This is a genomic window from Bartonella sp. AU55XJBT (genome assembly GCF_028618525.1).
On sequence record NZ_JAQITC010000006.1, the window covers coordinates 18713 to 33457 of the forward strand.

Genomic DNA, 14745 nt, shown 5'->3' on the forward strand with positions numbered 1-14745 from the left:
GAGATTTTTTTAAAGGGGCTTGCAAACTTTGTTGATTTTCCTTATGTCACATAAGCATAGGAATAACTGTTTACGAAATCGTGAACAGTTATGATACATTTTCTTTTATGCGGTTGTAGCTCAGTTGGTTAGAGCGCTGGTTTGTGGCACCAGAGGTCGTAGGTTCAAATCCCACCAACCGTACCATTTGTCTTGTTACAACTTTTCTAATTCTTATTTTTGGCGTTTTGTGAGGCGGTTAAAAGCCACGCTTGGCGGTCTTTTTTGCGTGTGAGCCGTCACGGAGCAGAGACCTTGCGTGGATGATTTTTCTCAAATTTTGCCCAAAAAGGAATGATACGATCAATAATCGCTTGAAATATAAATGAGTTAATTAAATCTACGATTCTGATTGCAATTGTAACAATAAATATCTCTATCAGTATATTTATATACTTTTAGTATATTTTGTAAACAAAGAGAATCTTATTTGCCTTTCATTATTATTGCTCATAATATAAATCATTAAGTTTAAACACATAAAATAAGTAAACATAAATTTACTAAAATACACCATATTTTTGACACAATTTCCTTGACTTTGTAACTCTATATTATAAATATGAACTTGCATGAAAGTGCATTCATATCTCCAGGGGTGTTTCGGTGGTTGATTATGGGTAGGCCATTCTGGCGCGGGGACATAAGTAAACTTGGGGGAGTTTATCTATACACTAAATTGGAGAAAATAAATGAGATTTTCAAGTAGTTCGTACGATTATTGCAGTGCCGATAATTTTAGTAGCAAATATAACTCTGGTTTTGCGTTTGGTAGCAAGTATGGTGGTAAGGTTGGCTTTGCGGGTGGTCTTTTCATAGGAGCAGCGGTAGGGCGTAATCCTTATGCTGCAATGACCTCAGCAAGCTTTGGGCAAATTGTAGGCAATGAATTCGGAGACACCATAGGCGGTTATGGTGGTTATGGTGTGGCTGCTTTCCAGTGTGGCGCACAGGTGTTGGGTCAATCTATGGCTAATTCAGGTCATGGGTTGATGCACTTTTATTGATGTAGTTCTTTGGGTTATCCTAAAGCCTAGAACGGTGGTGCTGTAAAAGGTGCCACCTTTATGTTTGGAATATTACACAGGAGGAGCTATGGGCGCGTTTGGTTTAGTGCTCGCTTATTTTTGTCTGTGGTTTGGCATGTATCTATTCTTCAAAACTATTGCTATTAATGGAAAAAGCATGTTATACAAAGGGAGCATGGTTGCATTCATAGTGGCGGCATTGGTTGTTCTTCCCATCATATATATCTTTGAGTATATAGATGATGTGCCGATAACATCTTCTCATGTTGCTATAATTATGTTCTTTCTTTCTTTTTGCATGGAATTTATACCCAATATAGTAAACAATATAAAGTGCTTTAGTTTGGCCATCATCGCAAGTTGCCCCATTTTTTTCATCGCTGCTGGTTTTATTGTTATGGGTGATGACCTTCTGTTAGATTTTTTTGATCTGCAGCTTTCGAGCTATATTTATCTGCTTTTCATTATTCCGTTGATGATAGCGGGTGCTCGCTATGTCCTAATTGCTAAAGCTTTGAAGGAAAAATCTATGTCAGTGCTAGATTTAAGCATTTGCATTGGCTGTGGGTTTGCCATAGGCATCTTTTTTGTGTCATCACTGCTTTTATCAGACCTTCGAGAAATCTATCAACAGATAGGTTTTGCAAACAGGGAGGCAGTGAAAAAAATGTTTGATTATGCAGTGTTTGGTTTCGCTATTCTAACGGGCCAAGTTTTTTTGACATTTTTGATGGTTCTCTTTGTTACTACAAAGAAATATTATTGGTTGGTCCTTGATGTTCTTGCAGAGCTGTTTTTTAGCCTCTTTGTTTCTTATTCTGTAGCGTTTGTTCATACAGATGATAAGTATAGAATGGTTATAAGGTGGATTTGTTTGATGTATGTTGTTTATGTGTACGCGCGTTACATTAAATCAAAGAATGTGAAGCTTAGCGTGATTAACCCGTTTAAAAGGAAAACTGAGTGAGAAGACAGGAGGCTGTAGTTCTTTGGGTTATCCTAAAGCCTAGAGCAACCCTCCCAAGAGGGGCAGTTTCTGGAGCAATAGTAGCCGGGGTCCGTGGCGCAGCCGCAGGTATTGCTAAAGCTGGTTGGGATTGTGCTTGCTCTAAATGGTGAAATTGTTGTTTGACCTAGCTTTGTGAACAAGATAAAGTCCTTGCTAAGGGGTACGCTATCAGCCTCTTAGCAGGGGGGGCTCTCCCACAATAATATCTTGGTATACTTGGGAGGGCAAGGCGCCTTAGGGAAATTATATGACTGACTTAATTTTTGGAATGCTGCTTAGTTTTGGGATAAGTTCCAGCCCTCGTGTCCTTAAAAACAATGGCTTGTTGGGCGAGCGCGTCATTTTTGGGGGGCTAGCTGGTCTTTCCTGCGCTATCATCTTCGCTTATCCACATAGTGAAAGTGGGCTTCCAGACTTATCTTTGCTTTTGGTATGTTATCTTGGCATGCTTTTAATTCTGCACGAGCGCTCCTTATATAAATATTTAGTTCTTGGATTCTGTGGTACAGTTGCTGCCTTGTGTATTGGGGCAGGTTTTGTATATTTGAGCTCTTTGTTGCCATTGCCTGCTTTGTCTGCTGCTCATAATAGCCAGCAGCAGGTGGTGCATTACATGAGTTTGGTTGCTGCAAGCTATCCCTTTTTTATCCTTTTGATATCAGTTTTAACTACGGAGCTTTTGCGTTTGTGGTTGCTTCGCGTATATAAGCCAGAATTAGCTGCGCGTGAGGTCCTTTATTTCGGGCTGGGCTGGGGTGTTCTAGACTTATGCTATAAGACCCTCCCAGCTCTTTTTCTTTACTTGAATTACCGTGTTGATAGGGAGCCACAAATGGCGGGCTATGTCGCATTTGAATCCTGTCCACAAGCGATCAGCTATCTTATTGCCGCGGGCATGATTGTATTGATGCATGTTGTAAATACGCGCTTTATGTATCTTGGTTTCGAAGATAAGCGAAAGGCCTATTTCTATCTGCCTTTTGTAATTCATTTTGCTGTTGGTCTTTTGTCTATGTTTGGCATTTCTTCAGACTACGCAATATTAATAAATTCTATTTCTGAGGCTTACTATAATGCTTGACAAATTGACATTATCTGTTATCGGCGCCGTTTTTTGTCTGGTGCTGATTATTTTTCCTTTGATGAAGAAAAAAACATTGGTTGAACATTTGGTTTTCTTGCTCGTTGTTTTGTGTCTTGTTTTTCTTTATGTTTATGGCGCTGTGAGTTATTTTCCTTATTGTGTTTTGGCGCTTTCGCTTATATTGGGGTACCGCTGGTTACTCTCTTTGGTTAAAGCGTTTAAAGGCACGAAGGCGATTATTGGGTCAAGCGCTGGTTGTTATGTGCTTTTGATTTTTTTTCTATACGGCTTTATGCGTATGATAGGCAGTTTGATTTTTGATTTTGCTGCTTATAGTACGCCTAATATTGTTTTTGCTGTTGGTCTATTCCCTATAAGCATGGCGATTATGCAGTTTTTTTTGCTCTCTCATTGGGTGGCAGAAGATAATGGCAATGGTGTAGAGGCAGCACTGGGCGTGGGAATAGGAATTTGGGGGGCTGCTATAGGGCTTGCACTGCTTACATCTCTACCAGAAGCTGTGAAGATCCTAAAAGGGGCCTTTAGTCTTGATAGGGACGCCTTACTTTTTTTACTTGAGACGGTAATATATTATGCGTTTATTATAGGTCTGAGTCTTTTATCAACTTTCTTAATGCTTTTGGTTTGCCTTGACAAGAAATGGCGTTTTTTTGTTCTTATCCTGCTTTTACAATGCTTGGCGGCTTGGGCGCGCTTTTCATGGCGGGCCGCTGAGCCAGAACTTCTTGCAATTGGGCATTATACAATCGCTACTATTCTTATGTTTGCTCTTATGCGGCAAATTTATGATTTTGTGCAAGACAGATTATCCATGAAGAAAAATAGCAGTTACGCTGTAGTAAATGAGGGGGCATAATAATGTTGGTTTTATTTATTACCTCGCTTCTCGCAGGCCTTATTTATGGCGCTGTCATTTATAATTTTTTTCGCTCTACATTTAGTTGGATAAATGTGCTGTTGAGCGGCATAGTTTTTGGGGTGATTGTGCTGTTAGTATGGCGTTACTGGGAAACAGAACATAAACTTGATGCCTTACGTTTGCTGCAAGTGCTTGGCGTTGTTTTTCTTCTATGTGTGTTTCATCATTTTCTGAAGTTCAAATTGGTTGTCGCCGGTGCTGTGGGATGGTTTGTTGCTAGCTGCATTGGTGGCGGGCTTCTTGCTTTTTGGGAGCAATCTGTAATAAAAACGCTTTATATGATGAATATTGTTGAAACCAAGAGTCGTGCAGAGCAGGGGCTGGCGCTTGTTTTTTTATTTTTAACATTTACGGTTTTTTTTGTTGTAGCAGAAGAAGCCATGCGTCGTTTGTTAGTTACTAAGTTTTATCGGTGCTCGCCTAGTTTTTTGTGGCGTTTGCCGCTGAATATTGGCATAGGCTGGGGTTTATGCGAATTAGTTTACAAGGCGCTCGGGCCTTTCCTTGTTTATAATGGCTGGCCTATTCGATCTAGCTTATTAGCCAGTGAATATGTAATTTTTTATTCCTGGACGCAAGCGAGTATTTTTTTGTGTGCTTTAATGAGCGTCATACTCATGCATATTTTAAACACATGCTTGGCGTATCGTAGTGTTGTTACGCGCTCTAAATTTTATGCGTGTGCGCCTTTTTTTGTCCACGCTATTGTTAACTGTTTCGGTGCAACAGTGATGGTTACAGGCAAGGTTTGGTTTAATGTTGGGGGCAGCTTGTTTATTCTACTTTGTGTGATGTTGTTCGTATATTTTGAAAGCAAAAATCCTTTAATACAAAACATAAAATTGCGCGCTTAAAGTGTTGTAGAGTGATGAATAACTTTGCGTACTCTAAGTATGGCTAGAGAGCCTGATACGCGCTTTCTGCTCTGCAAAAAAATAGAGAAGGTTAGCACCGAGGTAACGCGTCCAGTACCAAGAGCGACGTCATTTCTGCACTAATTGGGGGGAGGGTGTGCCACTGGCCACGCGCATATGGAAGTTTGCAAATATGCTATCGTGTAACTTTCTAGTGTCCTCCTTTCTATTATCCTCCATGAGATTGAAGATGGGAATCTTGAGGCGGCGATGACGCATTATTGCAAGGAGGATGCACCGTGTTTAACATAATAGTCTCTTTATTCCGTGGAGTATTTACTCCTGGGTTATCAATGGAAACGTTTTAACTCTGGTCGAATGCTCTCTCATCTTGACTGTGATTTTATTGTCCATTATTGCTGTGAATATTAAAATTGTCCGACGGGGGGAGCTCATGATGATTACGAACATTCTGACAGTTATTGTCCTGTTTGTTAATTATTTCGCTGGATGGTCTACACTTTTACTGAACTACCCCACAGTTTTTTGCTATCTGTCACTTGCTCTGGTTTCATTGATGAGCTTGCTGGTAAAGAAACCCTTTACCATTTTTTATGCCAGTGCTGGTGTTTCTGAAGAAAAACGCAAACATATCCTATTTTATCTCATCAATAAATATATTACATGGATTTGGGTAATCATCTTTTTTGCCAATGGTCTTCTAGTGGCTTTTTTTACATGGCCCCCCCAGATTTGGTTAATCACTATGGGTTTAATTTGTACTGGTATTCTTTTTTCTAAATATCTTCCTAACATCATGCAATATTTTTATCGCATCAAACATCATGGAGCATAATATGTCATTGTTTAACATTCTGACTGGAACCCCTTTATGGGCTTGGATTTTGCTTATTTTTCTCATTGCGAGGGGAATAATCGCATTGAAAGATAGGGAAACGAAGGTTTACCGCCTTTTTCTCTTGCCGTTAGTCTTTCTTTTTTTGGGCGCAAGCGATGTGATTAACCAGCTGGCTTTCCCACGCTGGGGAGCAATCGCAATGTTGGCAGGGCTGATGATCGGCTTTGGCGTTGGCTGGTTGCTCTGGCGTGCTACTGCGCGTTTAAAAATCAAAGAGGGAACGGATTTCATTATTCTGCCTGGTACGCCGTTGACGCTGACATTTATTCTTATCGCTTTTGTCATCAAATTCACATTGATTGTTTTTCTCAAGGTTGTACCTGATTTGAAATATGCATTTGATTTTAACCTTCTTTTTGGTCTTTTAAGTGGGTTTACTGGTGGTGTGTTGTGGGGCGGCACATTAAATTTATATATAGCATTTCGAAAGAATCCAAATTAATCCCTATACCATTAGCTGTGGGTGCTTCCCATCAGAACTATCTCAATAGAAGCTTATACCTAACAACAACGCTGCATACAAATGCAGCGTTGCCTCATAGTTTCAGATTCTTGTCCCAGCGCGTGAATACGTGAGGGAAGTGATATATCTGACTATGCCCCCTTGGGGGAAGGGCGAGCCTAAAGGTTTAGAATGCTATGAGTTTAAGCTAGTTGGACTTTGAGCAGATGGTTTATCGCTGATAGTAAATCATTTTGTTTTACGATTCAAAAAGAGGATCGTGATGGTCTCATTGGCGTAGGTGGGCAAGAAAACTGTTAGCTTGGCAATGCGTCAACAATTTGTAGAACTATGTTGTGAAACCTATATGCAAAGCGGTTGCTATGATGGCATGATGCTTTTGTCAAGCATTATGATAGGGGTGGAACCGGTGTTTAAGGGTTGTACGACCCAGTGGCGTTACGTTTGAGTATTTAGGAGCGGCAGACTCCGTACAGGCTACGCGTACGATATGTGAAGCACGCTTGCGGGATCAGTGTGTCATTATTGCGTTGTGCATGCAACCCTCTCGCTAGTACTTCATTGGTAAGGTTGTTTTTTTGAAACTGATTAATTATCTGTGTGTTTTTTAAGAGAACATTAGCACCGGTGTATCGCGTGCAGTACCATTTAGCTTTGTGCAACTATTCTCATTTCTTTTGTTTATTGCCCTTAAGAACTCTGCACTTCTTGGTTTTTTTCACGTGTGAGTGGTAACAAAACAAAAAGCCTTTCTCTCGTGTTTTTCTTTTTTTGTTCAAAAAAGCCAAAGCGTCTTAATGAGCAGAGATCTTATCTAAAAAGGTATTTTTTAGATTTATTGCTTTATTTTCAATGGAATAGAGAATTTCTGCTTTTGAGTGTGCAAGTGCATCTTATGATGAGACATAAGATGCAAACCTGTAAGCTTGGGCGTGCAGTAGGCTTATAGTAACAACAAGCTTAGGCATATAGTTGGCAGACACCGTCATTATTGAGTTTTTTTCTAGATTGTGTTTGGCTATGCCGCATGTGAAGCAATTTTAAAATTATCCATGGTGACATCGTCAAATTGGAGATTCAGCTCTTCGATTTGTCAGAAATGTGACAGGCACCAGAATATAGCCATATTGGGGATGGGCTTGTGCCAATTGATAAGCTTGCTGATAATATTTGTAAGTGCCATAATAGTGCACAAGAGGAAATAGAAAATCGCCGTCTTTAATTATGCGAAACAGCGCGCCAATTTAGAGCGCGAAATTATTGCTCTTGCAAAGCAAGGCAAAATATCAAAATATGGTAATTGGAATTGGTCTAGATGATTTGCGTAAGCGAAAAGAGAGAAAACAAGCACAAGAAACTTTGAAAAATAAAGAGAACAGCTTATATGACACTTTGCATGAAAGTAAATTTGCAGAGGACACAGAAATAAATAGGATAAAAGGAATTGCGACGTACAAAAGAAATATTCATAGACACATTTTATAATAAGCGTAACGGAGAAGCGCAAAGATGAGTATAATAGCGGGTGATGGATTAACTGGAGTATAAGTGGGTATTGCGAGGGCGGCGTTTTTGGTTAAGAATTGCACTTCGACGCTATAAGCTCTCTGCATCCTTCATAGAGGCGTTGAGACCATCGCCCAATGCAACTTAAAGGGGCTGTTTTGCCTTTAGCGCTTGTTTGGCTGCTGCCATAGTGCCCCTTAGCTCTATCAGCCATTATGATGATAATTTCCTCGTCCAAAGAACAGATCAATTGATTGCGTCATAGGGTATGTGTGCCTTTTCCGACCAATGTTTTTTTTTAAAGCAGCTGTCATCTCGTGGCAGGGTTGGGGGGTGTCTATATGATCAGCCTGCCAAAGAAATGGAAGCGTTATCGCGATAGCCACCAATAGTAGTCCAGCGATAAAGGCGGCAGCAAACTGCAATGATATAAAAGAACCAAGGACGCCGACCAAAAAGCTTCCGACCGGCATTCCAGCATAGCCGATCACCCGAAAAGCAGAATTAGCTCGCCCGAGAAGTTGCTTTGGTGTGAGGCGCTGCCTGAAGGCAGTAACACCAATAAACCATAAGCTTGCTCCAACACCAGCAGTAAAGGTGACGCCCCATACGACGACAGCACTTTTTGAAAAGGCTGGAATTAGCAGCAAGACAACCGTTCCTAAACCGTCAATGAGAACAGCTAGGCGCACCGGTGCATAGCGTATACGCGGCGCAAATAGGGCACCTGCCATTGTACCAAGCGCGTAGGCTGCAAACATCACGCCATATTGGCTGCTATGTAGGCCCAGATACCGACCGTCGGTAACGAAGAAGATGAACGAGGTTAGGAATGCTCCAAATACTACCGATAGAAAGAATGTGAGTAATGTAAGGGAGGTAAGATGCCGATTTGAAAAAATGAAACGAAAGCCGGCAATGATATAACGGAAAGTGATGTTTTCTTTATCAAGTGTTGGCGATGTTGGAACAGCATGGCGAGCGGTAAAAATCAATGTGATAAAAAGCACGATTAACAGGCCAAGAAATAGCAGTGTGCTATGCGCTAAAATGCTGCTTGTTATGACAGGGGCAAGAAAATAGGAGACACCGAAATCTAAAAACAAGACAATTGAGTAGAAGGTCATCAATCGCTCTCCCTCCATGATAAGTGGTGGAATCGTCATTATATAAGCTTCGGCAGAAACGACGATGAATCCAGCAATGGTTGCATAGAAGAAAATTTGTTCGGCTGGAGCAATCTGTATCATAAGCAGTACGAACAGTACAATATGCAGTAGCATGAAGATGAGGAGAGCCGAGGTGGCAAGTTTTATTTTGTCGCAGCGATCAAGTAAAGCGCCTGCAAGGATACCGAAAATTGGCCACGCTAATGAGAAGAGACCTTGCGCCCAACTTACTCCGACTACGCCATATCCAGATTGTCTTGCTAATAGCGGGATGGCAGTGCGCAAAGCACCGCTGAGTAAGGCGAGCAGACTAACGGTTAGGCAAAAATAGCGTATGTTCTTGTTGGCAAAAAGCGTGAACATTCTTTTCTCCTTAAGATGCCACACAGGTTTCCGCTGGTCCATCAAGTACGGCGGTTGTATTCAGCATGTTTGCGACATAGCCGTCCAAGATATTCCTATCTGCCTGAGGTAGAAGAAAATACATAAGGTTGGAATACCATTGCCAACCACGCTGAGTCAGCTGGAGATCGTTATCACTTTCTGCGATGAGACCTGCACCTATGAGCTGTTGTAGGTTATTGTATACGAAAGAGGGGAGTGCGGTCCAGTCAATTCTTTCTTTTTTGGCATAACCGTTATAAGGTAGCCGCATACACAAAGCCTTGGAGGCTTGTTGCTCCGCTGATACCCAATTGTAGTATACTTTGGATTTGCCTTTAAGTTGTATGTCGGTAATGTATTCGCTTCGACTAGGATTGGCTCGTGTGACGAGTGAGCCGAGAATCGACTGTGCTGACGCCCCAAAGCCAACCACATAATCATCATGATAACCATGCAAATATTTGTGATAGCGGAAATAATTAGCTGAACTCGTTTTAGCGAGCGTTAGAGGAGTGTTATTGGCAATTTTGATATAGGAATGCCCATTACACGGCGCATAGCCGCAGCTGCGCATAACGATGTCGCTAAATAAGCGAAGCATCTGTCGATGCTGTAGGCTGGATGGCTTTAGCCCTTTTTGTGCGTAAGACTTATGCAGTTGTGGCGTGATAGCTAGATTGTTGATTGCGTAGAGGTTGATGGTTTCAGGGTGAAGCTCACTTGCTTGCTTCAAATCGTATAATAGTTCTTCGGCTTGCTGGTTGTGCATGCCATATAGTAGGTCGAAACCGACATGTCCAATGATCTCTTGTGACCAAGCCACGGTATTGTTGATTTGTTCACGTGTTGAGGTGAGGTTAAACAATGATCGGAAACGCTCAATGAAACTCTGTATACCGAAGCTGATCCGGTTAACGCCGATCTCACGGGCAGCATAAAGTTTATCACGTGTGACGCTCTTCGGTTCGCTTTCCAGTGTAAACTCGGTTAAGGAAGAGAGCTCAAATTCGGCATGCAATACTTTTCCGATGTGTCGGATATTATCTGCGGACAAAAGCGAGGGTGTGCCGCCCCCTATATAGATGCTGCGGATGGGCCCTCTAAGCGAGCGAATGAAATTTCCTTTGGTTCTGATCTCTGTGGTAAGCGCTGACATATAAGATTCGATTTGCTTAACGTGCTTGTAAGCCCCTTTCTGAAAGGGACAGAAGGAACAGATGGTTTCGCAAAAGGGAATATGCAAATAAAGAGAAATGGTACGCGCTTGTGGAATCTGCTTACTCTGCGTTAGCTTATTAAAGTCTAGGTAATTGTAAAATTCATTTGAAATAGTACGAAATAGCGGATATGTAAAATTATAAATCGGCTTGAGTTGATCGAACTTCACAAAAGGATGATCCACGAGTTGCATAACTCACCTCCCCCAATTTCTTAACGCGCAATATATTATCGACGGGCGACTAGTGATCCAATTGTCCGGCTGTATTACCAAAGATTTTCACGGAACATAATAAATCCTCCTTTTGTAGAAGTTATATGTATTATACATATAACTTGTTATATAAACGGGCTAGTTTGTTTAAGAGGCAATGTAAAGATAAAAAAATGTCTATTTATAAAAGAACTTTCTCTTGCAGTTTTATGGTCTGATATTGTAATTGGTATCCTGTTTTACGTGGTCGGGCTATGAATGCCTAGAGCGAGAAGAAGCAGGGTATTTTAATGGACATGCGGGGCATCATTGTTATGTTGCTGGGACTTGGAATTTGCGTCTGGTTATGAAATATCATTAGCGCAAAAAGATGGTTTTAAAGGTAGAGATACATTTTTTAATATTCCTGTAAAACTTCGAGAAGAGATAGAATTATCTACTAGAAAACATATAAATGTCCAATGTGATAATATTATCGAATTACATGACATCATCGCTCTTGCCCGCCATTTTGACATATTACCTAAAATCTCATTGAAATTGTGCCATGTACTGGCAAACGGGGATAGATCGCGTTTTGGTATGACTGCGGCGAAGTTACGTGCCGCATTATCTTCGCTAGAATCCAATAGGATTAAGCTTAATGGGGTGCATTTGCATGTGGGCTCTAATTTGAATTCGACTGAGTTAATCGTATCCACCTTAACTAAGACTGGAAAGGATATTTACGCATTGAAGGATCAGATAAGTTTTTATCAGTCTAGGTGGGGGATATCTGATTTCCACAGCGTTCTGCGATGCCGTGACGGTCAATGACGAATACTCTCGTAAAATTTATGAGGCATTGTCACAATTGGGTTGTGATTTACATAAGCTTACGGTAATTATTAAATCTAGGCATATTGTATCTGAAGATTATGGTTATTTATTTTCAAATATTAGCTCTATAAAAGAGCGGAATGGTACGAACTTAATTACATCTAGGCTCTGGGGACGTGTGCTCAGTCTGCACAGTATCACGAGAATAGAGTGCTACAAATTTTGTCTTTTCGAGATATGAGCGGTGAATTTAGTTTAGCGGATGTCGTTGGTTCAAATTGTTATGAGTATGATATTCTTGTAAGAGATATATCTATCCCATTGGATTTATCCTTAGATGACAAATTTATGCTGCCGGCATGTGGGAGCTATGATATCATAAACGCGCCAGGTTGGATTCGAATGCGGCCTCAAAAAGCATCATGTTATTATTTTTTGAAGAAAATGGCTATTCGTATGGAGTTTATCGCTTTGCTTATTCGGTATTGTACTTTGTTGGAGCGCATCTAGTCATAAAGTGCTTTCTGGTTTATGGTGAATCTTTAGTTGCGAGTGGGTAGCTTGGTAGGAGGTTATTCCAAAGTGTGGTCGTTTTAGGAGCGCTGCGATAGTTGCTGTCGAATAAAGGAGGTATTCTGCAGTTGTATAAAATCTAGTGCGGTGTAAAATGTTCGTACTTATTTGTAAAACATATTTAATTTGATTCGTCGATCTTTTATACTAGTCAAAAGTTAGCACCGATGTATCATCTGCAGTACCATTTCTTCTTCCCTAACTTTTCTTATTCTTATGTTTGGCGGATTTTGCTTGGTTGAAACTCCGCGCCTTTTTCGTGGTTGAGCAAAAACATAGCTGCGACCTTGCACACGTGATTTTTTGCGTCTTTTGCTAAAATAGGACAAAGTGTCTCTTTGAGCCGAGACTTTGTCGCAAAAGGTCTCGATTCATTTTATGATTTATTTTCAATTCGTTATGAAGTTCGCGATTTTGGGGTTAGCAAGCACATCATGCGTGAAGCATCTATGATATAAACGAGCGCGCTCAGATTAAGCTTTATGCAAATATAAAATAAACTGACACAAGAGAAAGAAATAAATAAACTAAGAAATATTGATTCTGACAAAATATATTATTCATAGACATTTTATTCTAAACGTCACGGGGAAGTGCGTAAATGACTATTATAGCGGGTAAACATAAAATAGAGGGCATGAGTCAAAGCCCAGTTAATCCAGATATAGAAAAGTTAAAAGCAGCCTTTCCGCAATGTTTTGCCGAGGGAAAGCTGGATATAGACCAACTTCTTAATCTATGCGGCGAATATATCGATAATGATTTTGAAAAGTTCAAATTTGAATGGAAGGGCAAAGGAGCAAGTTTAAAGCTTGCGCAAAAGCCTTCACTTGCGACATTGCGCCCGAAGTGCGAGGAGAGCGTAAACTTTGATAATACACGTAATCTTTATATTAAGGGCGATAATCTTGAAGTCTTAAAGCTTATTCAGCGGGCTTATTTTGGCCAAGTGAAGATGATCTATATAGATCCGCCCTATAATACGGGGAATGATTTTATTTATGAAGATGATTTCAAGGACCCGTTGGCGCGCTATAAGGAAGTGACGAGCCAAACGACAAAATCGAACCCTGAAACAATGGGGCGGTTCCACACAGCGTGGCTCAATATGATTTATCCGCGCTTGCGGTTGGCGCAGACGCTTTTGCGTGATGATGGTGTGATCTTTATCTCAATAGATGATCATGAGGTGCATAATTTGCGCAAAGTGTGCGACGAGGTGTTTGGCGAAGAGAATTTTGTTGCTCAATTGGTGTGGGAGAAGGTTCACACACGCAAGAATTCAGCGAAATATTTTTCTGTCAGCCATGAATATATTATATGCTACGCAAAGTATAAGGAAAACTTTAAAAGGAATTTACTACCACGGCAGGATAGCTCTGCATATAAGAATCCAGATAATCACCCCAAGGGTCCTTGGAAAGCAGACCCTATTACTGCGCATAAGCCTTATGCGGCAGATTATACAATTACGAAGCCTAATGGTGTCATGTTAAAACGCCCCCAAGGGGGATATTGGCGTTTTAGCGAAAAAGTTTTGAAAGAGAAAATTGCTAATAATGAGATCGTATGGGGTGAAGGAGAATCCTACCCTATGATTAAAAGGTTTTTAAATGAGACTCAAGATGGGTTGGTTCCTACGACTTTTTTCGGCAAAGAAATCGATACCAATTTTGATGAAGAATTTGCAGGAATTTTTAAACGAGAGTTTTCAGGTGATACCGCTTTTTCCAAACGTGAAATTGATCAATTAATGCATGTTCAAGGACTATTTGAATATATTAAACCTACTAAACTCATAAAATTGCTCATGCAAATCGGCACGAACAAAGACGACCTCATTCTCGACTTTTTCTCTGGCTCTGCCACAACGGCGCATGCAGTGATGGCTTTGAATGCAGAAGATGATGGTAATCGCAAATTCATCATGGTGCAATTACCTGAATTATGTGATGAAAAGAGCGAAGCTTATAAGGCTGGTTACAAAACTATCTGCGATATAGGTAGCGAACGTATTCGCCGTGCTGGTGCACAAATCAAGCAAAAGCATGAAGCAGAACGCACAAGCGAGCAGCCTCTAGACATCGGATTTCGCGTGCTAGAACTCGATAGTTCCAACTTTCCCATATGGGACGATAGCCCGATTGATCCGAATACACTTGATGTTAAAGAACAATTGAAAATGCGCTTTGATCGTATTTTGCAGGGGGTGAATCCCGAGCGCTCTCATCAAGATATTATCTTTGAGATCATACTTAAATATGGTTGGCCACTGGATTTAAAAATTTATCCTTTACCCATCAATGGCAAAAAATTCTATTACATAGGTGAGAGCGAAGGCGATGTCTTGGTGATTATAGCCATAGACTCGCCCTTTGAACCCGAAGATGCGGAAGAGATGATAAAGTATTTCCCCGTAAAAATCGTAGCGCTTGATGCGGCCTTTGAAAGTGATGAAGCGCTTATTAATTGCGACTTTATCTTTAAAGACAATGAAGTAAGTTTTGATAAAATTTAAACTATAGA

Annotated in this window: 15 protein-coding genes and 1 tRNA gene; 13 read left to right on the forward strand and 3 right to left on the reverse strand. The window is 40.7% G+C overall.

Going from position 1 to position 14745, the window contains the following annotated elements; translation table 11 throughout:
* The first annotated feature begins 109 nt into the window (after positions 1-109).
* From PVV70_RS04225 to PVV70_RS04270, 10 genes are all read left to right on the forward strand, one after another.
* A tRNA-His gene (locus tag PVV70_RS04225) sits at positions 110-186 on the forward strand.
* A gap of 545 nt (positions 187-731) precedes the next feature.
* Positions 732-1046 (forward strand): hypothetical protein, encoded by a 315-nt coding sequence (locus PVV70_RS04230; protein ID WP_273758051.1) that lies wholly within the window; start codon positions 732-734, stop codon positions 1044-1046.
* Between the two features lie 88 nt (positions 1047-1134).
* Entirely contained in the window at positions 1135-2034 is a 900-nt protein-coding gene (locus PVV70_RS04235) for a hypothetical protein (RefSeq protein WP_273758052.1), read from the forward strand.
* On the forward strand, positions 2031-2186 hold the full coding sequence (locus PVV70_RS04240) for a hypothetical protein (RefSeq protein ID WP_273758053.1): 156 nt from the start codon (positions 2031-2033) through the stop codon (positions 2184-2186). The genes PVV70_RS04235 and PVV70_RS04240 overlap by 4 nt, the downstream gene beginning before the upstream one ends.
* Positions 2187-2323: 137 nt before the next feature.
* Positions 2324-3157, forward strand: a complete 834-nt coding sequence (locus tag PVV70_RS04245; protein ID WP_273758054.1) for a hypothetical protein — start codon at positions 2324-2326, stop codon at positions 3155-3157.
* A complete protein-coding gene (locus tag PVV70_RS04250) occupies positions 3150-4037 on the forward strand; it encodes a hypothetical protein (protein ID WP_012231114.1) in 888 nt (295 codons plus the stop codon). The genes PVV70_RS04245 and PVV70_RS04250 overlap by 8 nt, the downstream gene beginning before the upstream one ends.
* Positions 4038-4039: 2 nt before the next feature.
* Positions 4040-4954: a hypothetical protein gene (locus PVV70_RS04255; RefSeq protein WP_273758055.1), complete on the forward strand. Its 915-nt coding sequence runs from the start codon at positions 4040-4042 to the stop codon at positions 4952-4954.
* 454 nt (positions 4955-5408) lie between these two features.
* The gene (locus tag PVV70_RS04260; RefSeq protein WP_273758056.1) at positions 5409-5810 is read left to right on the forward strand and encodes a hypothetical protein; all 402 of its coding nucleotides are present in this window, start codon (positions 5409-5411) and stop codon (positions 5808-5810) included.
* Position 5811: 1 nt separating this feature from the next.
* Positions 5812-6315 (forward strand): DUF6622 family protein, encoded by a 504-nt coding sequence (locus PVV70_RS04265; RefSeq protein ID WP_074380593.1) that lies wholly within the window; start codon positions 5812-5814, stop codon positions 6313-6315.
* Positions 6316-7629: 1314 nt separating this feature from the next.
* Entirely contained in the window at positions 7630-7821 is a 192-nt protein-coding gene (locus PVV70_RS04270) for a hypothetical protein (protein ID WP_273758058.1), read from the forward strand.
* 91 nt (positions 7822-7912) lie between these two features.
* Here PVV70_RS04270 and PVV70_RS04275 read toward each other — a convergent pair whose 3' ends face one another.
* The 3 genes from PVV70_RS04275 to PVV70_RS04285 are packed head-to-tail and all read right to left on the reverse strand — an operon-like array spanning position 7913 to position 10806.
* Complete coding sequence (locus tag PVV70_RS04275; RefSeq protein ID WP_273758059.1) at positions 7913-8056, reverse strand: hypothetical protein; 144 nt, start codon at positions 8054-8056, stop codon at positions 7913-7915.
* Positions 8049-9374 (reverse strand): MFS transporter, encoded by a 1326-nt coding sequence (locus PVV70_RS04280; protein ID WP_273758060.1) that lies wholly within the window; start codon positions 9372-9374, stop codon positions 8049-8051. Before PVV70_RS04280 ends, PVV70_RS04275 begins: the two co-directional genes overlap by 8 nt.
* Positions 9375-9384: 10 nt before the next feature.
* Positions 9385-10806 carry a coproporphyrinogen-III oxidase family protein gene (locus tag PVV70_RS04285; protein WP_273758061.1) on the reverse strand — a complete coding sequence of 474 codons (1422 nt, stop codon included), beginning with the start codon at positions 10804-10806 and terminating at the stop codon, positions 9385-9387.
* Between the two features lie 348 nt (positions 10807-11154).
* On the opposite strand from PVV70_RS04285, the gene PVV70_RS04290 reads away from it, so the two are divergent.
* The 3 genes from PVV70_RS04290 (at position 11155) to PVV70_RS04300 (ending at position 14737) form a co-directional block, all read left to right on the forward strand.
* Positions 11155-11643, forward strand: coding sequence for a hypothetical protein (locus PVV70_RS04290; protein ID WP_273758062.1), 489 nt, complete (start codon positions 11155-11157; stop codon positions 11641-11643).
* A 240-nt stretch (positions 11644-11883) separates the two neighbouring features.
* Positions 11884-12156 (forward strand): hypothetical protein, encoded by a 273-nt coding sequence (locus PVV70_RS04295; protein ID WP_273758063.1) that lies wholly within the window; start codon positions 11884-11886, stop codon positions 12154-12156.
* 664 nt (positions 12157-12820) lie between these two features.
* On the forward strand, positions 12821-14737 hold the full coding sequence (locus PVV70_RS04300; protein ID WP_273758064.1) for a site-specific DNA-methyltransferase: 1917 nt from the start codon (positions 12821-12823) through the stop codon (positions 14735-14737).
* Positions 14738-14745: the final 8 nt, after the last annotated feature.